The organism is Pseudoxanthomonas sp. J35, assembly GCF_000513995.1.
Classification (GTDB): domain Bacteria; phylum Pseudomonadota; class Gammaproteobacteria; order Xanthomonadales; family Xanthomonadaceae; genus Pseudoxanthomonas.
Genome location: NZ_AZVB01000008.1, coordinates 81,759 through 104,369, shown reverse-complemented (window position 1 = coordinate 104,369; position 22,611 = coordinate 81,759). Strand labels below are relative to the sequence as shown.

Genomic DNA, 22,611 nt, shown 5'->3' with positions numbered 1-22,611 from the left:
TCAGTGCCCCTCGTGGCTGGTGGCGGGAGCAGGTGTGCCGTGGTCGTTCATCGTTCCATGGTCGCCATGGCTGTCATGGCCGTCGGACGCGCCAGGATCGCTGGCGGCAGCCGGTGGATCTCCCGATGTCGCCGGTATGGCATGGCCTGCGTGGGGATCAGCGACCTCGTCAACATGACCTGCGTGCGGATCGACGGCGTCCTCACCGTGCCCGGCGTGTGGATCCTCAGTGGTGCCCGAAGGCGCGCCGTGTCCTGCATGACCCTCAAGCCCCTGGAGTGCCGACTGCAGGTTGCTTTCGGCGTCGATCAGGAAGTTGGCGGAGACCACGACCTGTTCGCCTTCGGCGATCCCGTCGAGCACTTCGATGCGATCGCCGCCACGGCGACCCAGGGTGACGTCGCGCGGTGCGAACCGGCCGGGGCCGGTCTCGACCAGCACCACCTGGCGCGTGCCGCTGTCGAGCACGGCCGAGCGCGGAACGGTCAGGACCGGTCCGGACCCCGGCTCCTCGAGCAGCACCGTCCCGTAGAGCCCCGGCCGGAGGTCGCCGTCGGGGTTGGGCAGGGCGATGCGCACATCCACGGTGCGCGTCATCGCATCGATGACGGGGTGCACGAAGGCGACTTCGCCCTCGGCCACCTGGCCAGGCAGGGCCACGGTTTCAAATCGTGCGGGCTGGCCGGGCTGGATGCCCGCGGCCTGCGCCGCCGGGACCTTCGCGATCACCCACACCGTCGACAGGTCCGCCAGGCGCAGGATGGTTTCGCCGGGCTCGAAGCGTGCGCCCTGGACCACCGGCTTCTCGATCACGACCCCGTCCGCGGGCGCGGTGAGCACCAGCCCCGTCTTGCCGAGTTGCGCGTCGCTGATTTCCCAGTTGCGCAGGCGGGTGCGGGCGGCATCGCGCAGCCGGATCATTGACGCCGCGCTCGCGGGGTCGGACGCCGCCAGCCTGCGGGCGGTCTCGTCGGCCAGTCGGTATTCCTGCTGCGCCGCGGCCAGCTGCGGGCTGTAGACGGACAGCAGCGGTTGCCCCGCGCGGACCCGCATTCCGGTCTGGTTCGCGTACAGCCGCTCCACCCAGCCTTCGAAGCGCGGCGCGATCGCGTACTGCCGGGTCTCGTCGACTTCGACCGTGCCGCTGGTGCGCACGGTGGCGGACAGGGCGCCGCGCTTGACCGCTTCGGTGCGCACGCCCAGCGCCTGCACCTTGTCGGGTGGCATCACCACCGTTCCCGGCGCCGCGGCAGGCGCGTCGCCGGCGTAGACCGGAATGTAGTCCATGCCCATCGGGTCCTTCTTCGGCACCGGCGAGGTGTCCGGAAGGCCCATGGGATTGCGGTAATAGAGCACCTTGCGTTCCGCGGCCGGCGCTTCGGCGGACGTGGCTGCGCTCGGAGCATCGTTCGTCGCGCGGCCGGCCATCCAGCCGACGGCGAGGGCGGCGAGTGCGACGCCGATGGCGAGCGACAGGGTCTGGACACGGGTCATCGGATCTCTCCTTCGATGGCGCGCACGGCGGCGGCGCCCAACAGTTCGTCACGCAGTGCATCGAGCCGTGCGAGGTCGGCGCCCTGCCATTCATTGAGTGCTTCCAGCAGCGTCCCGAAGTCGACTTCGCCGACCTGGTAGCTGGCCAGCGCGGACTGCCAGGTGGCGTCGGCCTGCGGCAGCAGCGTGTTCTCGATCAGCTCGCGGCGCTCGCGTGCGCTGGTCCACTGCGCCCAGGCAGAGGCGCCGCGTTCCTCGACGGCCCGCAGCGTGGCGTCCATCCGCGCCAGCGCCGCTTCTTCGAGCAGGCGCGATTCGCGCTCGCGTTCGCGGCGTGCACGCTGCTGGAACGGGATCTCGACCTCGAGCATCAGCTCGGTGCTTTCGAGGCCGTTGCCGAGCTGCATCGCACCCACGCCCAGGGTGATGTCCGGAAAGCGGTTGCGACGCTGCAGCACCACGTTCGTGCGCGCCGCCTCGGCGCGGGCCTGCTGCGAGCGCACCGCGGGATGCGCATCGGCGTCATCCAGTGCCTCGGCAAGCGAGGCGCTGTGGACGGCGAGGCGCGGCGCCTCGCCGGGAGTCGCCAGCGGTGCATCGGACCGGCGCCCCAGCACCGCGTTCAAGGTGGCGGCCGCCTCCTGCTTGGTCGCGAGGCGTTCGATCCGCTCGCGCTGTAGGCTGGTCTGCTCGACCTGGGCGCGGATGGCATCCTGCTGCGCCGCGCGACCCAGGGCGTAGCGCACGCCGGCTATTTCCTCGACCTGGCGGAGCAGGGCGATGCGGCGGTCGAGCACGGCCACGGCCTGATCGGCATGCCAGTAGCGCACGTACGCCGCTTCAGCCTCTGCCAGCAGGTCGCGCGCCGCGGTGATGCGGTCAAGCCCGACCGCGACCGCGTCCTGGCTGGCCGCGGTCCGCGCCAGACCACGCTTGCCCCAGAGCGGGAAGCGCTGGCGCAGCGCGTAGTTCACCTCGCGCTCGGCACCGGCGGTGCGCCAGGGCTTGTCCGGATCGAGGCCGCGGAATCCAACCGAGGCCATCGGATCGGGCAGGGCACCTGCGGGAAGGATCCTCGCTTCGGCGGCCTGGGTTTCGAAGTCCATGGCCCGCAGCTCGGGGTTGTGTTCCAGAACCCAGGTGCGGATCGACTCGAGGCTGTGCCCCGGGATGGGTTCGGTGGCGGTCGCGGGCAGCGCCAGCGTCCACAAGCCGCCGGCGAACACGCAGGCAAGCAGGTGCCGGAGCAGTGGCCGACGGCGGAACAGCGGGTAAGGGTGCAGGCGCCTGGCCTGCATCGGGTCGAACAGGGATGCCATATCAGTGTCCTTGGGCCGACGCGACGCAGGTCGCTCGGACGAGGCAGGAACACATGCCGTGACGCGCACGGCACGAACGCACAGCACTGCGCCGCACCGGTGTGCGGAGCAGTCAGCGTCCGGGCATCAGATCAGCAGGAGTGCCGCGGGATGAGCGGTGGGGCGGTGCCAGGCGGGCCTGGGTGGCGAATCTACCCATGTGGACGTGACACCCGGTGCACCATCCCCACTCTCGGCGACTGCGAACCAGGAGAACCATGCTCCGACAAGGAGCGGCGGAATCGAGGGGATGCGCCCACTGTCCGCCGAGATGCCACCCTCGGTGCAGTGCGCGTCGCACAGGGCCTTGCTCGCCGAGGGGAGCTCGGCATCGCAAGCGTGGCCATGGTCGTGACGGGTGTCACTGGCGGCAGCGACACAAGCCGCCGGCGTACCTGGGAGATCCAGGCACTCGCCATGGCCGGCCAAAGCGAACTGGGACCAGAGCAGCGCCGCCATCGCGAGGAGGGCGGTGCGCTGGAACCAATTCCGATGGCGGATGCGGACCATGACTTGAGCTTACCTCTTACCAGGACCGATGCAATTGACTCAAGTCAATCCCTGGCGAGGCCCAAGGTACGGTCCCGCACGGGTGCCGTCGGCGAGGGCGGTACGGCGGCCGACTTGGCCAGGCGAAGCGCATTGGCCACCACCGACACCGAGCTCAAGCTCATCGCAAGCGCCGCGACCATCGGACTCAGCAGGATCCCGAACGCGGGGTAGAGCACCCCGGCCGCGACCGGCACCCCAAGCGCGTTGTACAGGAACGCGAAGGTGAGGTTCTGCTTCATGTTGGCCACGGTGGCCTGGGAGATCTTGCGGGCGCGCAGGATGCCGCGCAGGTCGCCCTTGAGCAGGGTGATCTGGGCGCTGGACATCGCGACGTCGGTGCCCGTGCCCATGGCGATGCCGACGTCGGCGGCGGCCAGCGCGGGAGCATCGTTGATGCCGTCGCCGGCCATCGCCACCCGCCGGCCTTCGCCCTTGAGGCGCTGCACCAGCTCGGCCTTGTCCTCGGGGCGGACTTCGCCATGCACCTCGTCCAAGCCCAGCTCGGTGGCCACGGCCCGTGCGGTGGTGAGCCCGTCACCGGTGGCCATGATGATGCGCAGCCCGGCGGCGTGCAGCTCATTGATGGCGGTCGCGGCCGACGCCTTGATCGGGTCTGCGACCGCGATCAGACCCGCCAAGCGACCGTCCACGGCGAGGAACATGACGCTAGCACCCTCGCGGCGCAGACGCTCGGCGACGTCGAGATGCGCACCGGGATCGGCGCCCATATCATCCATGAGTGCGGTATTGCCCAACGCAAGCGCGTGACCCGCTACGGTTCCGCGCACACCCATGCCGGTCACCGAGTCGAAGTCCTCCACGCGGTCGAGCTCGAAGTTCCGGCGTCGGGCCTCGGCCACGATGGCATCGGCCAGCGGATGCTCGCTGCCCTGGTCCAGGCTGGCCGCCAGGTGCAGCACCTGGTCGGCGTCGAAGCCCTCGAAGGCCACGACTTCCTTGAAGGCCGGGCGCCCTTCGGTGAGCGTGCCGGTCTTGTCGACGATCAGGGTGTCGATGCGGCGCATATGCTCGATGGCTTCGGCATCGCGGAACAGCACGCCCACCTGCGCCGCCTTGCCCGTGGCGACCATGATCGACATCGGCGTCGCCAGGCCCAGCGCGCAGGGGCAGGCGATGATCAGCACCGAGACCGCGTTCAGGATGGCAAAGGTCCAGGCCGGGTCCGGGCCGAAGAAGCCCCAGATGAAGAAGGTGGCCACCGCGATCGCCAGCACTGCGAGGACGAACCAGTAGGCGACGGTATCAGCCATCCGCTGCATCGGCGCGCGGGAGCGCTGCGCCTGCGCGACCAGCTGCACGATCTGCGACAGCACCGTATCGGAACCCACCTTGGCGGCGCGGATCACCAGTGCGCCAGTGCCGTTCTGGGTCGCGCCGATGACCTGGTCGCCCGCGGTCTTCTCGACCGGGATCGGCTCGCCGGTGAGCATCGATTCGTCGACGCTGGAGCGGCCCTCGACCACTTCGCCATCCACCGGCACCTTCTCGCCAGGACGCACGCGCAGGTGATCGCCGACATGCACGTGGGTCAGCGGGATGTCTTCCTCGGTACCGTCGGGGTTGACCCGCCGTGCTTCCTTGGGCGCGAGACCGAGCAGGCCCTTGATCGCCGCGGAGGTTTTCGAACGTGCCCGCAGCTCCAGCATCTGGCCCAGGAGCGTCAACGATACGATTACCGCTGCCGCCTCGTAATACACACCGACGCGCCCGTGCTCGGTAAACGACGGCGGGAACAAGCCGGGTGCCAGCGTGGCGACCAGGCTGTAGCCAAAGGCGGCCGCAACGCCAATCCCGATGAGGGTGAACATGTTCGGGCTGCGGTTGCGGATCGACTGCACGCAGCGCTCGAAGAACGGCCAGCCGGCCCACAGCACGACCGGTGTGGTCAGGACCAGCTCGACCCAGGTTTGCAGGTCGATCGACAGCGGCAGGATCTGCACGCCGCCCAGCACGATACGCGGGAGGTACTGGCCGAACATGGCCAGCACGAGCGTCACCGCCGTCAGCGGAAGCGTCCACCAGAAGCGCCGACTGAAGGCGACGAGCTCCGGGTTCTCCTCGTCGTCAAGCCCGGGCATCTCCGGTTCCAGAGCCATGCCGCAGAGCGGGCAGGTACCGGGGTGGTCCTGGCGGACTTCGGGATGCATCGGGCAGATGTACATGGCGCCCGGAACCGCGGCTGCAGGCTCGATCGGCCCAGGTGCGAGGTACTTCCCGGGGTCGGCAACGAACTTCGTGCGGCAACCGGCCGAGCAGAAGTGGTACGTCGTGCCGGCGTTTACGGCGTGGTGGGGCGAGGTCTTCGGATCGACGTTCATGCCGCAGACCGGATCCTTCACCGTTCCGGGAGGCGCGGAGGGCGGACCGCCTTCAGGCGCTTGCCCGGCAGTGCTGCCGCCATGTCCGTGTGCCTGCTGATGTGTGTGCGTGTTCATGCGTCTTCCTTCGACAAGGCACCCAGGATCGGGCAGTCCTGGATGCCGCCGTGACCCGGGCAGGCAGTGACCAGTTGGCGTAGCCCATCGCGAATGCGTGTGAGTTCATCCAGCTTGCGCTCGACGTCGGCGAGGCGTGCCGCCGCCGACGCGCGCACCGCCGCCATGTCCTCGCCAGACCGCCCGGAGAGCTGCAGCAGCTCGCTGATCTCGCGCAGCGTGAAGCCGAGCGCCTTGGCGCGACGCACGAAATGCAGGCGCGCCACGTCGGCGTCGCCGTAGGATCGATATCCCGAATTGCGACGGGCAGGGGCGGGCAGGATGCCGTGGCTCTCGTAGTAGCGGATCGTGTCGATGGGCACGTGTGTCCGCTTGGCGAGTTGACCTATCTGCATGGTGGGCGCTCCGCTAGACCAGATTCCGAGTGTGTGCCCTTGACCATGGTCCAGAGTCAAGTGGTGGTGGCCCTCGCGCTGATGCCCGTTGCCTTCGGTGCCAGCCTCGAGCTGCCGTATGGATTGCAACCGCTACACAGGACTGAGCGTCCCGAGCACTGAAACAACAATCAGGATCAAGATGGCTAGCGCGGCCTCAGCCGTAACACTTTGCCGCAAAGCACGCGCCTCCTGTGCAGGTTCTCCGCTGGTCAGCGCCCGTCCCAGGCGCGGCACCAGCGTCCATCGGTGCAGCGCCCCTAGGCCCAGCATTCCGCCGAACAGAGCCAGTTTGAACAGCAGGAACTTCCCGTAGGTGCTCTGAAACAGGGCCGAAAACGACCACGCGGTGAGATCCCCGTAGTGCACGATGCCGGACACGACGAGCGCAGCAACGAAAATCGTTCCCAGCGTCGAAAATCCATGCAGAAAGTCATGCGTTGATCGCAGACGCCCGCTGCCGGAGGCCTCCTTGCCGCGCAGGAGCATCCCCAGGAACATCAGGACCGCTGCGATCCAGCCGCCTGCCGCAAGAAGATGGACAAGGCCCGCAGCAAGCCGGACCGCGCCTGCCACGCCCTCACCAGCGGCCGCGTGGCCGTTCCATGCCAGAGAAGCGAGTGCGCCGCCCGCCAGCGTCACCGCCAGCGGGAAGGCGGGCTCCACCTTCCCGCGGCGACGATGCCATCCAAGCACAAACATCAGGGCGAGCAGCAGCGCGCCTCTCGCCATCGCTGCCCGGCCCGCGGACGTCTCGAGCAGATACCAGCCAAGCGATGCGCGATCAACGTCGGCAAGCGGCATCCCCATGATGCCCGCGGTCTTGAAGACCACATCGGCGCCGGTGAGCACGATACCGACAGCGGCACTTGCCAATAGAATGCCCATAAGTGGCCATCCGGCCAGGGCATCGGTGAGTGCCGCTCGACGCGAACCGTACCACCCGAGCAATGGGACCCCGAAAAGAACCATGAGGACTAGGTATTCCAGGAACCTCACTGCATAAGCCGACAGGTCGAGCATTTGTTGCTCCTCAGCGCACCGTGAAACTGAAATTGCCGGTCATGGGGTGGTTGTCGCCTCCCACGGCGCGGTATTCCACGGTATAGACGCCCGGAGTCAGCGGCTGGGGCAACTTGGCACGCAGGGTCTTACCGTTGTTGACGATCTCGGTCGTGAAATTCTCGATCGGCATGGTGGAACTCCCGTGCTTCATGAGCAACTTGAGACGCGACGCCCGCGGAATCAATGTTTCGTTGAACACGAGATCGATCTGGCCCGGCGAAGCCACCACCGCATTTGCCGCCGGTGTGGACTGCTGCAGCGCGGCGTGGGCGTGCGCGATCTGCAGGGAGAACTGCCCAGCCGCAATCGCGAGGACGAGCGCGAAGGAGCGAAGGACGTTTGATGATTTCATAGGGATAAATCCTCATTGCGAATGTGATGCAAAGCCCCGTTCGGCGCCGTGCTGTGTTGGATCCGACAAGCGTTAGGTGTCGGGCTGTCACCGAAACCACGGTTGGTCGGCTTTTGATATTGGAGATGAGGATCCCGCCGCTCAGGCGGGATCCTCGACGCGTCAAGCCGCCATGGCGCTGCAGCTTTCCGCGCATCGACGACACGCTTCAGCGCAACGCGTCATCTCGGGGTCGTTCATGGCATCGCATGCATCCGCGCACTGGCGGCAGATCTCCGCGCAGGCACCGCAAATGACGTTATGAACGCTCGTACCGCGCAGCATCGCGTCGGCACTGGTTGCGCAGATATCGGCACACGTCGCAAGGAGTGCGATGTGCTCCGGGGCCGCGTGGGCACCTCCTTTGGTCAGGCAATAGTTGATGGTCTCCAAGCAGATCGCATGGCATTGCGTGCAGTTGTCGATGCACTCGTTCATGGCCTGGGACCGGTGTGCCGCGGAATGGTGAGTCATGTGGTTCTCCTTCTTCCTCGCGGACGAGAATCGGCGCGCCCGCAACACCGCCCCCTGTTCCTGCACCGGATCAGTGCTGTGCGAACGGTTCAGTGGTTCCGTCGTGACGGACCAGCTCGACCGTGTACGGCTGTTGTCGCCCGGCAGGGACCTCCATGCCCGGCGAGCCGAGCGGCATTCCCGGCAGGACCAGGCCGCGTGCGTCCGGCTTCGCTTCGAGGAGGCGCTTGATGTCCGCGGCCGGGACATGGCCTTCGATGAGGTATCCACCGATCTCGGCCGTGTGGCAGGAGCCCTTTGCATAGGGGACACCCAGCCGTTCCTTGACCGGACCCAGGTCATCCATGTCGTGCACATCCACGGTGAAGCCCGCCTTCAGCACGTGGTCAACCCAGCTACCGCAACACCCGCAGGTCGGGGTCTTGTGGACGGTCATGCGTGGCAGGGCAGCGGGAGTGGTGTCGGCTGTTTCCGGGACGACCTGTACAGCGGGCGCGATGGTGGACTGCGCGGGTGTCGCCGCCTGGGTACAGGCACCCAGGCCGGCGACCGCAAAAGCCGCCCACGCCAGTCGGTTCAATCTGCAGGCTTTCATTTCCGGTTCTCCGCTCAGCGCCTGGTCCGCGAGGACCAGTGGATGTGGACGATCCGCCAGCCGTCGGCGGTCTGCTTCAGCACCATCGTTTCGGTGCTCTGGACGGTCAGTGGCTTGCCGTCCTTCTGGGCGTGCAGCTCGCTTTCGGTTCCGACCCACGCGAACTCGCCAGCGGTTCGTGCACGCTGACGGAGCAGCTGGCGATGGGCGCCCTTGAGGAACGCCGCATCGCTGACTGCGTGATGGCCCATGTATTCCTCGCGGCTGCGTTCTGCACCTCCGGACTCGAGGATGAGAACGTCGGCAGCGAGCAGGGCTTCGACCGTGGCCAGGTCGCCGCTGGAGAGGGCGGCGTTGAAGCGCTCCGCCACGTCGACGGCGGCCTTCGCGGCGGCCGGCACGTCTACGTCCGCCGCTGCCGCAGCGGCGGGGTGATGTGCATGCGACTGTGCCGTCTGCGCCATTGCGGGCGACACCATTGCCAGCATCAGCGCGAGGCCAGACGAAATTGCTGTTGCATTCATTGTTCAACTCCAGGTTTTCAGTGAGTGTGCGCAGGGCCGTCTTCGGCCTCGGTCATATGGGGTGAAGGTGGAGACTGCACTTTGCCGTCGGCATGGCGATGCTCTACCGCGCGGACTTCTGTGTCGGTGACACGCGTTCCGTGGTCATCGTCCATACCCGGCGACTGCGCGTGCGGCATCGCGTCGCTCCCAGCTGTGGGCTGGGCAGGGTGATCCTCCGTCGCCGCCTCGTCATGGTCGTCGTCGTGTGTCTCGCCGCCGCCATGCGCGTGGCCTTCGCTGCTGTCGACCAGTTCCCTGTATGCAGCCGCGTCGAGCGTGGGCAGCACCTGCAGGAACGCGGCCATGTTCCATATGTACTCGTCCTCCATGTTCTTGCCCCAGGCGGGCATGCCGCTTGCTTTGATCCCGTGCTTGATCACCCAGAACGCTTTTGGCGCATCGACCCCGTACTGGCTGAGGTTGGGCGGGGCTGGATACAGGCCTTGGCTCATCTCTGTTTCGGCCATCGATGGAGCCAGGTGGCACCCGGCGCACATCGCTGCGTAGTTGCCCGCGCCCTGCACGATTCTCGCTGGATCGTCCAGGCCCGGCGGGACGTCCAACCTTCCCGCACGCGCCAGGATGGAGCGCTCGCGTGCGGTCTCGAGCAGGAAATACACGGGCTTCGTGTGCATGTCATCGGCGGCGACGTTGTACACGCCGCCCCAGATGAAGCCCGCCGTACCGGCCACGACAACCAGCGGAACCCCGATCAACCAAACACGCTTGCGTGTCTTTGGTTGCATGTGTGTTCTCCCATCAGAACCAGATTCGGACGCCGGCCACGACCCGGGTGTCGTCGACGTCCCCGGACCGTGCGCGACGCTGGTCCGCCGTTCCGCCGTAGGCACGCTCCCTGACGACGCCGACATAGGGAGCGAACTGCCGATGGAACTCGTAGCGCAGGCGGAAACCGGCTTCGACCTTGCTCAGTCCGCTGCCGATTCCAACCGCCGGATCGTCCTTGCTCCAGGCTTCGCCCTCGACGAGCCACTGGCCGATCAGCCGGTTGGTGAACAGCATTTCGTATTCGGCTTCCGCCCCAAGCCCGACCTGGCCGGACTCGCCCACGTAGGCGGTCGCTTCGACTTCGAACTTGTACGGGGCGAGACCGATGACACCAAGCGCGGCATAGGTGCGCGATGGACCGCCGTCGAAACCGAAGTCATGGCGGACACCGGCGACCGCGTCCCACCAGGGGGCGATGGCCCGACCGTACAGGACTTCCACATCCGCCGACTCGGTGGATCCGCTCGCACGCTCGCCCTCGCTGCGGAGCCAGAGCCGGTTCAAGTCGGAGCCGACCCAGGCTTTCGCTTCCCAGGCCATGCCGGTGCCGTCCTCATCCGCGTCCCAGGCCTCAAGCCGGTCAAGCGACCAGTAGGAGTTGATCGATTCGCCGTGCATTACGTGCGCATCGAGGTCCTGGAACGCCGCGGCCCGATCGGCCGGCGTGATGGCAGGAATGGGCTCGTGCGGCTCCGCGTTCGCCGGGAGATCCTGGCTGGCACCAGGCTGATGGCCCATGGACGCGTGGTCCATGCCGGAGTCATCCATTCCGGAGTGATCCATCGTGGAGTGATCCATCGTGGAGTGATCCATCGTGGAGTGATCCATCGTGGAGTGATCGCTGCCGGCAGTGTCCGTAGCCCCGTGTTTCATGGCGCCGTGGTCCATGTTTCCGTGGTCCATGGTCCCGTGATCATTGGAGCTTTTGTCTGTCGGAGTCGGCTGATGTCCGGCGTGTGGGTCAACAGGTTTGGGTGACGATGGTGTCGCAGCGGGCTTCGCTTCCGGGTGGTGCGAGGCGTGGTCCGTCTCCTGCGCCCACGCCGGCGCGAAGCCCGCTGCGAGAGACAATGCGGAGGCCAGGCCGACGGCCAGGGGATGACGACTTGAAAGGATCATGGCGTTCATTCCTCCACCCGCACTTCGCGGAACATGCCGGCTTCCATGTGGTAGAGCAGGTGGCAGTGGTAGGCCCAGCGGCCAAGGGCATCCGCACGCACGCGGTAGCTGCGCTTGGTGCCCGGCGGCATGTCGATGGTGTGCTTGCGCACCATGAAGTTGCCCGATTCGTCCTCGAGGTCGCTCCACAGGCCGTGGAGGTGGATCGGGTGCGACATCATCGTGTCGTTGACCAGCACGATCCGCATGCGCTCGCCGTAGTTCAGGCGCAGCGGTTCGGCATCAGCGAACTTCACTCCGTTGAACGACCAGGCGAAACGCTCCATGTGCCCGGTCAGGTGCAGCTCGACCGTGCGACCGGGCTCACGCCCGTCCGGGTCGCTGAACGTGCTGCGCAGGTCGGAGTAGGTCAGCACGCGGCGGCCGTTGTCGCGTAAGCCGATGCCCGGGTCATCCAGCCTGGGCGCGGGCGCCATCGTCTGCATGTCGACCAGGGGGTTGCCGGTTTCGGTGGCAGGGTGTTCCTGCATGCCGCCGGCACCGTGGTCCATCCCGGCCATGCTCCCGCCGGTGCCATGATCCATGCCGGCCATGCTTCCGCCGGCCATTGCGCCTCCAGCCATCGCCGACATGTCGTGACCGCTGTGATCCATGCCGCCGGTTGCACCACCGGCCATTGCGCTGTGAGACATCGAAGACATGTCATGGCCGCCGCCCCCCATTCCGCCGTGGCCCATGTCGTCCATGGTGAGAATCGGCTTGGGATCGACGTTGGGCACGGGAGCCCGCAGCCCTTGCCTGACGGCGAGCGTGCCGCTGATGTAGCCGGTACGGCCACTGTCCTGGGCAAAGATGGTGAACGCATCCTGCCCGGTCGGTTCGACAATGACGTCGAAGGTCTCGGCGGTGGCGATGCGGAATTCGTCGACCGTGACCGGATGCACGTACTGGCCATCGGCTGCGACCACGGTCATCTTCAGGCCCGGGATCCGCACGTCGAAGTAGGTCATCGCGGAGCCGTTGATGAAGCGGAGGCGGACCTTCTCGCCCGACCGGAACAGCCCGGTCCAGTTGCCGAGCGAGGTCATGCCGTTCATGAGGTAGGTGTAGGTGTTGCCGTTGACGTCCGACAGGTCGGTCGGCGTCATCCGCATCCGGCCCCACATCTTGCGGTCTTCGACCGTGGCGGCCAGGCCGTGCTGTTTCACGTCGGCGAAGAAGTCGCCAACCGTCCGCTTGGAGAAGTTGTCGAAATCCGACCGCTTCTTGAGCCGGGCAAACAGGCGCTTCGGATCGAGGTCGGTCCAGTCGCTGAGCATGACCACGTAATCGCGGTCATAGGCGAAGGGCTCGGGCTCCAGCGGCTCAATCACCAGCGGCCCGTAGAGGCCGGCCTGCTCCTGGAAACCGGAGTGGCTGTGGTACCAGTAGGTGCCGCCCTGCACGACGTTGAAGCGGTACTGGTAGGTCTCGCCACGGTCGATGCCGTTGAAGCTCAGCCCGGGCACGCCGTCCATGTTGGCTGGCAGCAGGATGCCGTGCCAGTGGATCGACGCCTGCTCGCCATGGATCGAGCCGCGGGGCAGGGCATTGCGGACCCGCAGGTTGACGGTGGCGCCTTCCCGCCAGCGCAGCAAGGGTGCGGGAATCGATCCGTTGACCGTGATCGCGGGGCGCGTGGCGCCGGTGAAGTTCATCGGCGTCTCGCCGATGGTCAGGTCGAACTCGGTGCCCGAGAGCACGTTGGGCAGGCCCTCGGCCTTGACGGCCCAGCTGGAACGGGGCCACAGGCCCAAGGTTGCGACGGCCCCGCCAACAGCAAGGCCCTGGACGAAGCGGCGGCGCGACGGGGCAGACAGCCCCTCGGCACGGCCGAAAGAATCGGATGACATGGGAACTCCGGGAAAGGTCGAAGGCTCGCGGGACGAGCGTTACCCTGTCAGTGCGGAGCAGCGGACAGGATCCATCAGCGCCTCGGAAGGCGCGCAGGGACACTTAGCCGATCGGAGGTCGGAAGAGATTTCTCAGTGCCGCGGACGCGTGAACCGACAGGAAGGGTTCGGCGGTCTGCCGGTACCGGACGGTGAAGTCGGCGAGTGCCGACCCGGCAAGTGCCGCGGAGCAATGGTGCATGCACGCATCGCAATCGCCTGACTGACAGCAGTCGTCCAACGGCGATACCGCTCCGGCCTCGTCAGTGGCCTGGGGGTGATGGTGTTCATTGGCCCCCGTAGCAGCCGCTGCTCCTCCATGGCAGGCCGCCATGGCCTCGGCTGCTGTCGGTGCCGAGGTGACGTCACCGGCGGAGTCGCGCACGTGCTCCATGTGCATGGACGCGCCAGCGATGCCCGGACCGTTGGCGAGCAAGGCAACGACCAGGAACAACCGCATCAGGAGCGCGCGGAAAGGCATGCGCCTTAGTATACGTGCGGATATAAACTCCGGATGAATACAGTGACAACGCACGGGGGATCGAGCCGCGGGTCTTCGTCGCCTGCCTGACCCAACGTCGCCTCCCGCTTTTCGGCTACAGGGCCATGTCTTCGTAGCTGCGGGGATCGGAGACCGGTTCCAGGTGCCCGGTCACGCGCATGGCGGGAAACTCCGCCACGATCTTCTCCACCAGGTCTTCCATGGCGTCATGCCCGCGCAGCACCGTCCAGTCGCCGGGCACCAGCATGTGCATCTCCATGAACTGGCGGGCCCCGGACTCGCGCGTGCGCACGGCGTGGAATTCGATCCGGCCCGGTTCGGCGTGCGCGTCCAGGATGGCCTGGATCCGGGCGTTGTCCTCGGGGGACAGGGTCGCGTCCATCAGGCCGGAGGCGGATTCGGACATCAGCCGGTAGCCGACAACCAGGATATTCACGCCCACCAGGATCGCGATCACCGGATCCAGCCAGTTCCAGCCTGTCAGCCACGCCAACCCCAGGCCCACCACGACCCCGACCGAGGTGTACACGTCGGCCATCAGGTGCTTGCCGTCGGCGCGCAGGGTGATGGAGCGGTGGCGCGTGCCGACCTTGATCAGGATCCGCCCGACGATGCCGTTGAGGACGGCGGCCATGATCGAAACAGCGAGGCCGATGCCGAGCGATCCCAGCGGCCGGGGGTTGAGCAGGCGATCGATGCCCAGGTAGATGATCGAGGCCGCGGCGACGAAGATCATGATCCCTTCCAGCGCGGCGGAGAAATACTCCGCCTTGCTGTGGCCGAAGTGGTGGTCGTCGTCGGCCGGCCGGGCGGCGATGGTCAGCGAGACCAGGGCGACGATGGCGGCCACCAGGTTGACCATCGATTCGGCGGCGTCCGACAGCAGGCCCACCGAGCCGGTGATCGCCCAGGCGCTGCCCTTGAGCAGCACCGTCAGCACCGCGGTCACGATGGCCAGCCAGGCGTATTTCCTCAGGTCCGGCGTGGCTTCGGCCGGTCTGTCGCGGGGTTTCATGGCGACCATTGTCTGCTGTGCGCGCGAGTCCGGCCAGCCGAAGCCTGTCGCCTTACGATCACCAGGGTCGCCCGGAATCTCCACGTGGCCCGTACGTACACGTTGTCATTGCGGCGCGCGCCGGGCGATTTCCTCGCGCGGCGGAGGATGCCCCCGTTGGTCATGGTCTACCACACCCACCGCATCCCGAGCAGTTCGTCGCTGACCTGAAATCGCTCAGCAACAGCTAGCCGTTGGGGCGCCGAGTAAACGATACCGGCGCCGTGATCGTAGGCCGCTTTGGCCGGAAGCGAACATCGATAGGGCAGGGGATTAGGGATGTTTATCAGCGGTACGTCAGACACAGCACGGGAGCTCGTAACGGGGTCAGACTACCCCTCTCCTTCTTTGCAATCCTCAAGCCAATTCAACCCCTCGATTGTCGTCCGTTCCATCACTTCTTCAAGAGTAGAGGGTGTGATGCTCCCGAAAACGCGGATCAGGAGTGGGTACAACTGCGCTGCGCACAAAATACACAACCGACTTAACCGTGCTGCGCGATGAGCAGCTTCATGAACGCTGGTGTCGATGGGGGAGATCTCTCCGTGCAATAGCTCGGAACGGATACGATAAACGCCCAAAACCTGTTCGTATTCTCTTACATCGTCATCGCACTCAAAGGAAATTAGAATGCCACTAATGCGACGAGCGAAATGCTTCGTGCGGTCCCGCTGAAACGTCCCAAAGAACAAGCGCTCGATCGCTGATACGTACTTTGCGATGCTTGACGAAGGGTTTGAGTCAGTAGCGGCGTCACCGAACCAGCGTATAGCATCTAGTAGTCGTTGATGCAGGTGATGGATGTCAATGGGGTTTACGATCGATCTCACCGCAGAGCCCAGCACTTCAAGATAGTAATTGCTCTGTCGAAGTGCCTCGTACCAGTTCTTCGTCCCTACCGCCCCCATTGCACTTCTGCCAACACTCGCGTGAATAACTCCGTCGGCATCAGCGAAGAGGTGTGCCGTTTGCAATGCATCACTCTTGGCCCATGCGACCCGCAGTTTGCGAGTTGGCTCGGATCCCAAAAGAACACGAACGACGTGAAGCGCCATCTCGACTGCTTCAGCCGCCCGCTGTCGAGAAAACTCCTCCTCACAATCAGTCACGTGGACGCTCGCAACCCAAGGATAGCGTCGATATGTAGCGATTGCGCCAGCATGAAGGTGACGGATTAGCTGCCGTGATTCATCCCTAGTGTACGCTCTCTCGCGCGGGAAACCTTTCTCTACCGCCGTGGAAACGAGATCTACGTGGTTGCGGGTGCCCGCGTCAACGCTCCTTCTCAGCGCTGATCGCTGCTCATTAAAGAACCTCCTCCTTCTTGTGAAGGTGACCGGTCCCACCATGAACTCCTCGGCTTCGCCATCCGAGAACAGCACGCATGGAATGTGGTGTTCCGTCACGACGAGGGATTTCCTCAACGAGTTCAGTGCGTCCTCGAGCAGTAGGGCTGCTGTTTCTTGGTCAATCGGACGCTCCTCCTGCAGCACGAGCCTTACGAACGAGTCCGACACCGCACTTCGAGCAAGTTGGCGACTGATACGGAGCGCGAGAGGGCGATCCAGGTCCAAGGCGAGATCCGCAAGTGCGCCCATCCTGGCCCACCCAAGATCTCCAACTGGGATGTGGCCCCTCCCCTCGGGATGAGGAAGTTGCCGAAAAACGTCCATGGGGTTCCTGTCGTAATGACTCTTTCGTTCGCTGGTCGTCATTCTTGCGAATCGGACTAGCTGCCGAAAGATGAACGCCATGTCTCGCCGTGCGCGGTTGGTAGCCTTTTGGGTGACAAGGGAGACCATTGATGGTTGGGCGGAGCCTTTAGCGCACGTTGCAGTGTCGCCTCATGGCGTACTCGCGGCAAGCGGAACACGGCGTCATGGTCCAACTACGCAGAGAGGATTGATTGCGCGCTGTCAGGCTACTGTCCCTACCGAGCTCTCTACAACGCTCGTCGTTCTAGTCGACCTCTGCCGCCTTCTCGACGTCCGGCGCCCTTCATCCGAGCACCACTACATGCTCACGCGCCCTATCACCCCTCCCTGAGGGGATTAGATTGATTTATCAGGGGTAGGGAGGGTGATCTTCAAACATTTCGGGCATTGGATGTCTATACCTACCTGACCGATTCAGTTGTCTCAATGACTGGCAATTACGCGCAGGTCGACGTTTGCTATGTCACGCAGATACATGTAACTGGTACCGAGCACCGTCATGACACTATCCGTAATGTTAACGGCCGAAAAAGCAGGCTGGACGATGAAGAACCCCATTCGCATTTCGATATCTTGCGCTTTGAACCTCAAGATGTCGATTTGCTGCGGAGTACCTTTAAGCAGTCGTTGCGTTCCAGCACCGTTGCCCGTGCTATAGCGTTCCAACAGACGCTGGAAGAGTGCGGGACCTTTATGGAGCCATTTTGCAGACCGACTTGCTTGCCCCGCCACCACGTAGGCATCGTCCACGCGCGACCCCGGTCGTTGACCACTACCGCAGTACTTGCAGTGATAGAGGTCCACCACAATGTGATCGGGTGCTTCCCGGATCGCGACAAGATCGGCAATTTCACCAGCACCGTCGTCGTTGAAGACAATGTCGTAGCTATCGGAAATCTTCTGGAGTGTGAAGCCTTGGACTGAATCGAAATCCTCAGGATGGGCCATCGATTCCTTATGTATGTTGGTAGTGCCCCAATCCCAGGTCGACAGGAGAGTGGCCGGGAGCGGTACGTTGAGCGCCGCGTGGGTGAAGTAGCGATAGTCGCCAATAAGTATGGAACCATCGGCCTGAAGCAATCGCATGCGTTCACGATCTAGATACTCGCTGAGCTCGTGCTCCTGACTGCCGATAAGCAAAGTTGCACGACCGCATGAGTATCGGTAGCCATCAGTCTCAAGACGGATTCGAATGGTAGTCAGTATCTGTTCGTCGCCGCTGACTGAAATAGCCGACAATGCAATGGCTAGGGTGTCATCACTCTCCTTAACTGGCTGCCCAAGTTTGGTGTCGAGCAATGGATAGGACACCCCATTGAGGGTGATCGCGCAGCGCCTTTCGGTTTCAACACCTATGGCATCCGGCCAGTCAGCGAAGAAGATTCCGTCCGGCCAGCGTCCGCTCAGCTTCTCCGCCCGCATGACGTTTCGAAGTATGGCGGCCGTATCGATAGAAGAGTTGTTGATCTTCGAGGCGACGACATCGCACCAGCGCACCCATTCGTCAATGGCGCCGGAATCCATTTTCCAGAGCTTGCCCTTGGCCGAGCAGCCTGCGGTGGTACTTTCCCCGTCGGCGTGGCCGACGCCAAAAATGTTGGACTTGATGGACCGGCCACTCTCGAGGTCGTCCATGACCCGATTGACGTCTTGCCCAACGTGCATGGTGAAACGTACGTCACGGCCGGATCGACTGAGGCCCACATTCTGTAGCTTCAGTCGGTTGATCCCGTGCATGATGCGAAATACGTCGTCGCCATTGATACGACGTGCCGAGGGGGCAACGAGGGTTTGGAAGCGCGACGTCTGCCGCTCGTCTCCGGTGCACGAGATAAAGAGGGTCGAATCGCTTTGTCGGTAGTAGGCCAGGTAGAGGTTCCAAGTCGAGCCATAGATCGACTCGCTACGCGCCCAGGCAACGGGAGAAGTTTCATGGGAAACAGCCATAACAATCCAGCCGTCGTCGCTTACCGAATGCAGCTCAAGCTTCTCCTTCGCTGACCCTAGCTTATTTACGGCGTGGGGACTCCAATTCGATCTGGTTAGGCGGTAGGCCAGGCAGCTGATGTTAGGCGTTGGGTTGAGTGCGGCGATCCTCGCGCCCTCAGAATCTCCTTCGAATCGTGATTCGAATTCCTGACGTTGGAGCTCGCGGCCGATGCGCTCAGTGCTTACCTCGCGAATGATCAAACTCCAGTCCGCGCTTTCCTCAAAGAGGCGCTTCATGGGGCTGTCCGCACGCTGGTTAGCAACGTTGGCGACGAACTTCGCGGTTCCCAGGCGCGCGTCCGTTCGGGTCAGGCGACCAATAAACTGGAGTGTGACGGCCGGGCTTTGATGCTGATCGTGGATCGCGGCTATCTTTAGCTCAGGCAGGTCAAAGCCTTCGCCGAACATGTCGACGCAAACTACGATGCGACTTTGCCGGCTTCGGATGCGGTCGAGATCCCGCTCCTTCGTTCTTTTGCTCTTGCTGTGGATGACGACTGGCTCAAATTCGGGTCCCAACTCACGGTACAGCTCGAAGATCTGGTTAGCCTTGGATATCTTGGCGCATCGCGCCATGAGAATGTGATCGAAGCCTGCTTCCAAATCGGTAGCTAGCAGCTCAACGGCTTTGGTGGCGATGGTCCGATCAATCTCGCTAGTCACATACTCGCGCACAGGAAAGAAATCGATCTTCTGGAAGTAATTGTCTCGCTGCGCCTGGCTCAGGGTATAGTTGAAGATGATCTTGCCGTCGAGCCGTTGCTGGTCGAGACGGAACGGTGTGGCAGTGAAGTAGATGGCTGGTTTGGAGCCGAAAGCATTTCGAATACGTCCCCACGTCATGGCGGCAACGTGGTGAGCCTCGTCAAAGATGAGGTGACTGAAGTGGGCTGCAAAGGTCTCCAGTTCGTCGTCATCCAATTGGGCCAGGGCGGCAGGCGTCGCAATAGTGACATTTGAAGCTTCGATGGCTTGCGCGTCGATTGCAGCATCGCGACCATCGATGCGATGGACGATCGGTGAAAGAATATCGTCGGAAATCGCATTGATGGCTCGTAGGCGCTGCAAGCTGGCCAGTCGATCGCCTATCTGGGTACGGAGCGCATCGGACGGCACGATCATCAGCGTGCGTCGGAATCGACCCGCTATGATGATTGCGAAGATGGTGTCCGTTTTTCCCGTGCCGGTGGGCATCACAACGGTCGCTGACACGTCGGCATCGGAATCGAGGTGGGAAAAAACAGCAAATGCAGCAGCGCGCTGGGGCTTCCGAAATCCGGCGAACCCATTGGCTGGTCCTTCGATAGCGAAATTGACAGCGTGGTCGGCCCAACTGCGGTAAACCACGTTCTCCCGGTAAAACTCGACGTCAACGTCCATCGCTTTCCCCCTGTGAAGCGTCTTCCGGTCGCCGACCACCCGTCTCGACGGAGGCGAGCCGCACCGGACTCCCATTCTGCCAGTGGATTGTGGATTAGGAATAGTCTGATTGCGAGCTTCCTTGGCCCGCAGAAGAGTCTGAGCCACTGTATTTGCGAGGGTTCGCATCTGCTGAGACTTTTGACATGTAGTGACCCAGAGCCACGCGAAAGGTGGAGTAGTTGTAAGTCATGTCTGTCCGTTTGAGGACGAAATCTGCTTTCAATGCGGCGCGGCAGCCCGATCGCGCAGCATCCGTCTGCGGGCCGCTTGTTTGCCGGCAAAGCTGGTAAGGAGGTTCTCCTGTCTCGTTTACTATGGCGTCATGATAGAAACCAGCATCGTCGTTGGCGGGCCACCGCAAGCGGAGACCGTCATCCGTTGGCTCAAGAGAGAGTGGGTCGGCAACCCTGACGGCGCCGGGTTCTACCACAACCGATCGATCATTCGGCAGGCCGCCCGAAATGGCGAGATGACGTGCCTGCGCGACGGCAAGACAATCATTGGGTTCGCGGTCGTCACCCTCGGCCAGGGCCGTGCGAAGGTCGACATCCTAGAAGTCCGGCCCGGGTATCGCGGCCGCGGATTCGGTCGTCATCTAGCCGCGCACATCGTCCGGATGCTCGTGTCCCAAGGGGCTCCGCGAATTGATCTGGAATGCGCCCCGAGGAGTTCCGAAGGATTCTGGCGGGCACTCGGCTTCGTGGATCAAGAAGGGCCCGCCAGTGCTTGGGGGAATCCGAAGCTAACGTTGGAGTCACGAGCTGCCGACGCTTTCGAGGAGACGTCGCTTCATGACTAGGACAGATCGAATCCAGCACTCCATGTAATGACCTGTCCCCCGGAACGGACAGGCAGACGAGATCATGCGGAGCGCCCCGCGCTGACCGCGGGTGGGGGATAATTGCGGGGATCGCGTAGGCCGACCCACGAGGCATGTGATGACGACGACTAGCTCAGGAGACCAACGTGCCAGAGAGGCGGATTTTGCAACGCCTGGTGCCGATGTTCGCGGCGAGCGACCATGGCGAATCGAAACTACCCAGCGTCTGCATACGCTTCAGCGGGCCATCCGCGATGGGCAGATGCGCTTTCCTGAATCCCTGGCCGGCGTGGTGGACGAGATCATGGCAATCAGCCTGCAGCCGGGGCAGCTGATCAATCGCAATGCGTTGTCGCCCGAAGCATTCGGCATGGTGCGCACCGCCGCCATGGCGCTGACATACGATGCCGAGCGGTGTGCCGGTGAGGGAGACAGTCGAGCGCCGATCAAGCTTGCAGACGCACAGGTTGAGCTGTTCCGCCACTTCTCCGAGGTGTTCGTCGCGGTTGCGGGCAGGCCCTATCACGCTTTCGCCACCATAGACGACTTGGCGACGGCGGTACGTAAGCGCGCTCGGGGGAGCTCAGCAACGTTAGCGCGTAACTACGAGAATGCCTGTAATGGCTTGGCCGGGTTCTACCAAGCGCATGCGCGCACTCTGTGGAACTACGCGCGCGAACTCGGCGGACTCAAGCTAGTGCTCGGCGGTCAGCGGCAGTTCGGCTCATCCGCGTTCTCCGGCCTACGCAGGATGGCACTGTACGCCGACACGCAGCTGGTGGCCGACCCGGTGTACCCCTTCTTCGAACGCGATCTCGATCTCGGTGCGGAACATGTGGAGCTGCTCCGGCAGCTGTACCAGTTGTTGCAGCTCACGCCGTTGGTGGAGGCAGGGCTGCCGGTGCCTCCGGTGCTGGTGTTCCCCAGCTTCGAGAAGGGCCTGGAGGACCTTGACGTCTATACCCAAGTGGGAATCGGTGATCTCGTGCTGCAGGCGGTAGGCGCCGCGTGCGACGCTACGTTCTCTGAACTCGACGAACTGCAGGCGTTCGTTCGCGAGAATCCGGAGCGATTCGTGACCGACGTGATGCGCGCGCAACTCTTCCTGCCGCCTGGCGTCGTTCCAGGCGAGATCATGGATCCCCGCGTAGCCGTGAAACGCTATCTCGACGAGATCGCCGAGTACCGCCGACCCGAGTCGGTGCGGGCGCTGGCAGAGGCGCCGCTGCCGCGGGTACTGCTTACCGGCATCGCCGAGCGCTTCGCGCCCCAGTATCACCTCCTGGAGAACGCCAGCGAACTGTCGGCCCAACCGATGCTGACGCAGCGAACGCACTGGCATTTCTTCGAGAGGGCATCCGCTGCCAGCGCGGTCGACCTCCATCGGCAGGACATCCTCTCGGAAGGCGGTCTCAAGGCGCTGCAGGCGCTTCAACACGCGCGTTTAGCTTGGCTGGGAGATATTCCGATGCCGGTACTGGTGGAACTACTCGCTAACCAGGAAAACCTGGCGTTCCGCAGGCAACTCGGCGAGCACACGAGAGCGCTTTCGCTCGCAGGTCCTGCTGAACTAGATCGTGTTGTACGCGAGGTCTGCCACGCGATCAATGCGATGGCGCAATCGCACGACAAGACGATCGGTGAGATCGACGCAAAGTATGCGCCGAAGTATGCGGCGACCCAATGGACCGGAGCCGCCGGAATTGGGCTCGGTTTCGGAGCGATGCTCCTGCCAATGCTTTCTGCATTCGGGCCAGCTCCGCCACTGGCCGCGGGGGTAGCGATGCTGGGCAAGCTGGGTGTTGATAAATTGCACGAGAACGCAGAGCGTCGGCGGGCTCGCTCGAGTTTGATGGGTGTTCTGGCAGCCGTGTCGCGGCAGTAG

At 63.9% G+C, this 22,611-nt stretch carries 17 protein-coding genes; 2 read left to right on the top strand and 15 right to left on the bottom strand.

What is annotated here, in order from left to right; genetic code table 11:
• The 15 genes from PSEJ35_RS0106735 to PSEJ35_RS0106670 all read right to left on the bottom strand — a co-directional run bounded on the left by PSEJ35_RS0106735 (position 1) and on the right by PSEJ35_RS0106670 (position 19,864).
• Positions 1-1,494, bottom strand: coding sequence for an efflux RND transporter periplasmic adaptor subunit (locus PSEJ35_RS0106735; protein WP_028917120.1), 1,494 nt, complete (start codon positions 1,492-1,494; stop codon positions 1-3).
• Positions 1,491-2,813, bottom strand: coding sequence for a TolC family protein (locus tag PSEJ35_RS0106730; RefSeq protein WP_232207592.1), 1,323 nt, complete (start codon positions 2,811-2,813; stop codon positions 1,491-1,493). The genes PSEJ35_RS0106735 and PSEJ35_RS0106730 overlap by 4 nt, the downstream gene beginning before the upstream one ends.
• A 593-nt stretch (positions 2,814-3,406) precedes the next feature.
• On the bottom strand, positions 3,407-5,860 hold the full coding sequence (locus PSEJ35_RS15635) for a heavy metal translocating P-type ATPase (RefSeq protein WP_255326727.1): 2,454 nt from the start codon (positions 5,858-5,860) through the stop codon (positions 3,407-3,409).
• Positions 5,857-6,255: a heavy metal-responsive transcriptional regulator gene (locus PSEJ35_RS0106720; RefSeq protein ID WP_024889948.1), complete on the bottom strand. Its 399-nt coding sequence runs from the start codon at positions 6,253-6,255 to the stop codon at positions 5,857-5,859. Before PSEJ35_RS0106720 ends, PSEJ35_RS15635 begins: the two co-directional genes overlap by 4 nt.
• Positions 6,256-6,387: 132 nt before the next feature.
• Positions 6,388-7,317: a copper homeostasis membrane protein CopD gene (gene copD / locus PSEJ35_RS0106715; protein WP_028917118.1), complete on the bottom strand. Its 930-nt coding sequence runs from the start codon at positions 7,315-7,317 to the stop codon at positions 6,388-6,390.
• A gap of 10 nt (positions 7,318-7,327) precedes the next feature.
• The gene (gene copC, locus PSEJ35_RS0106710; RefSeq protein ID WP_024867866.1) at positions 7,328-7,711 is read right to left on the bottom strand and encodes a copper homeostasis periplasmic binding protein CopC; all 384 of its coding nucleotides are present in this window, start codon (positions 7,709-7,711) and stop codon (positions 7,328-7,330) included.
• 162 nt (positions 7,712-7,873) lie between these two features.
• Positions 7,874-8,224 (bottom strand): four-helix bundle copper-binding protein, encoded by a 351-nt coding sequence (locus PSEJ35_RS16895; protein ID WP_084635478.1) that lies wholly within the window; start codon positions 8,222-8,224, stop codon positions 7,874-7,876.
• Positions 8,225-8,294: 70 nt separating this feature from the next.
• Positions 8,295-8,819 carry a DUF411 domain-containing protein gene (locus PSEJ35_RS0106705; RefSeq protein ID WP_232207591.1) on the bottom strand — a complete coding sequence of 175 codons (525 nt, stop codon included), beginning with the start codon at positions 8,817-8,819 and terminating at the stop codon, positions 8,295-8,297.
• Between the two features lie 14 nt (positions 8,820-8,833).
• Positions 8,834-9,343: a nuclear transport factor 2 family protein gene (locus PSEJ35_RS0106700; RefSeq protein WP_028917116.1), complete on the bottom strand. Its 510-nt coding sequence runs from the start codon at positions 9,341-9,343 to the stop codon at positions 8,834-8,836.
• Positions 9,344-9,360: 17 nt separating this feature from the next.
• Entirely contained in the window at positions 9,361-10,131 is a 771-nt protein-coding gene (locus PSEJ35_RS0106695; RefSeq protein WP_037082617.1) for a cytochrome c, read from the bottom strand.
• 13 nt (positions 10,132-10,144) lie between these two features.
• Positions 10,145-11,302 carry a copper resistance protein B gene (locus PSEJ35_RS0106690; RefSeq protein WP_028917114.1) on the bottom strand — a complete coding sequence of 386 codons (1,158 nt, stop codon included), beginning with the start codon at positions 11,300-11,302 and terminating at the stop codon, positions 10,145-10,147.
• On the bottom strand, positions 11,299-13,185 hold the full coding sequence (locus tag PSEJ35_RS0106685; protein WP_037082616.1) for a copper resistance system multicopper oxidase: 1,887 nt from the start codon (positions 13,183-13,185) through the stop codon (positions 11,299-11,301). Before PSEJ35_RS0106685 ends, PSEJ35_RS0106690 begins: the two co-directional genes overlap by 4 nt.
• A 635-nt stretch (positions 13,186-13,820) precedes the next feature.
• Positions 13,821-14,741: a cation diffusion facilitator family transporter gene (locus tag PSEJ35_RS0106675; RefSeq protein ID WP_028917111.1), complete on the bottom strand. Its 921-nt coding sequence runs from the start codon at positions 14,739-14,741 to the stop codon at positions 13,821-13,823.
• A gap of 371 nt (positions 14,742-15,112) precedes the next feature.
• A complete protein-coding gene (locus PSEJ35_RS16890) occupies positions 15,113-16,354 on the bottom strand; it encodes a HEPN domain-containing protein (RefSeq protein ID WP_198014161.1) in 1,242 nt (413 codons plus the stop codon).
• A 564-nt stretch (positions 16,355-16,918) separates the two neighbouring features.
• Complete coding sequence (locus tag PSEJ35_RS0106670) at positions 16,919-19,864, bottom strand: DEAD/DEAH box helicase family protein (RefSeq protein ID WP_028917110.1); 2,946 nt, start codon at positions 19,862-19,864, stop codon at positions 16,919-16,921.
• 364 nt (positions 19,865-20,228) lie between these two features.
• On the opposite strand from PSEJ35_RS0106670, the gene PSEJ35_RS16885 reads away from it, so the two are divergent.
• Together PSEJ35_RS16885 and PSEJ35_RS0106665 are read left to right on the top strand one after the other, a co-directional pair.
• Entirely contained in the window at positions 20,229-20,705 is a 477-nt protein-coding gene (locus tag PSEJ35_RS16885) for a GNAT family N-acetyltransferase (RefSeq protein ID WP_156924748.1), read from the top strand.
• Between the two features lie 139 nt (positions 20,706-20,844).
• A complete protein-coding gene (locus PSEJ35_RS0106665) occupies positions 20,845-22,611 on the top strand; it encodes a hypothetical protein (RefSeq protein ID WP_156924747.1) in 1,767 nt (588 codons plus the stop codon).

What these genes read in the sequence shown, in the direction of transcription:
- PSEJ35_RS0106735 (WP_028917120.1), bottom strand. Translation starts at nt 1,494, where the DNA reads ATGACCCGTGTCCAGACCCTGTCGCTCGCCATCGGCGTCGCACTCGCC.
- PSEJ35_RS0106730 (WP_232207592.1), bottom strand. Translation starts at nt 2,813, where the DNA reads ATGGCATCCCTGTTCGACCCGATGCAGGCCAGGCGCCTGCACCCTTAC.
- PSEJ35_RS15635 (WP_255326727.1), bottom strand. Translation starts at nt 5,860, where the DNA reads ATGAACACGCACACACATCAGCAGGCACACGGACATGGCGGCAGCACT.
- PSEJ35_RS0106720 (WP_024889948.1), bottom strand. Translation starts at nt 6,255, where the DNA reads ATGCAGATAGGTCAACTCGCCAAGCGGACACACGTGCCCATCGACACG.
- copD (WP_028917118.1), bottom strand. Translation starts at nt 7,317, where the DNA reads ATGCTCGACCTGTCGGCTTATGCAGTGAGGTTCCTGGAATACCTAGTC.
- copC (WP_024867866.1), bottom strand. Translation starts at nt 7,711, where the DNA reads ATGAAATCATCAAACGTCCTTCGCTCCTTCGCGCTCGTCCTCGCGATT.
- PSEJ35_RS16895 (WP_084635478.1), bottom strand. Translation starts at nt 8,224, where the DNA reads ATGACTCACCATTCCGCGGCACACCGGTCCCAGGCCATGAACGAGTGC.
- PSEJ35_RS0106705 (WP_232207591.1), bottom strand. Translation starts at nt 8,819, where the DNA reads ATGAAAGCCTGCAGATTGAACCGACTGGCGTGGGCGGCTTTTGCGGTC.
- PSEJ35_RS0106700 (WP_028917116.1), bottom strand. Translation starts at nt 9,343, where the DNA reads ATGAATGCAACAGCAATTTCGTCTGGCCTCGCGCTGATGCTGGCAATG.
- PSEJ35_RS0106695 (WP_037082617.1), bottom strand. Translation starts at nt 10,131, where the DNA reads ATGCAACCAAAGACACGCAAGCGTGTTTGGTTGATCGGGGTTCCGCTG.
- PSEJ35_RS0106690 (WP_028917114.1), bottom strand. Translation starts at nt 11,302, where the DNA reads ATGAACGCCATGATCCTTTCAAGTCGTCATCCCCTGGCCGTCGGCCTG.
- PSEJ35_RS0106685 (WP_037082616.1), bottom strand. Translation starts at nt 13,185, where the DNA reads ATGTCATCCGATTCTTTCGGCCGTGCCGAGGGGCTGTCTGCCCCGTCG.
- PSEJ35_RS0106675 (WP_028917111.1), bottom strand. Translation starts at nt 14,741, where the DNA reads ATGAAACCCCGCGACAGACCGGCCGAAGCCACGCCGGACCTGAGGAAA.
- PSEJ35_RS0106670 (WP_028917110.1), bottom strand. Translation starts at nt 19,864, where the DNA reads ATGGACGTTGACGTCGAGTTTTACCGGGAGAACGTGGTTTACCGCAGT.
- PSEJ35_RS16885 (WP_156924748.1), top strand. Translation starts at nt 20,229, where the DNA reads ATGATAGAAACCAGCATCGTCGTTGGCGGGCCACCGCAAGCGGAGACC.
- PSEJ35_RS0106665 (WP_156924747.1), top strand. Translation starts at nt 20,845, where the DNA reads ATGACGACGACTAGCTCAGGAGACCAACGTGCCAGAGAGGCGGATTTT.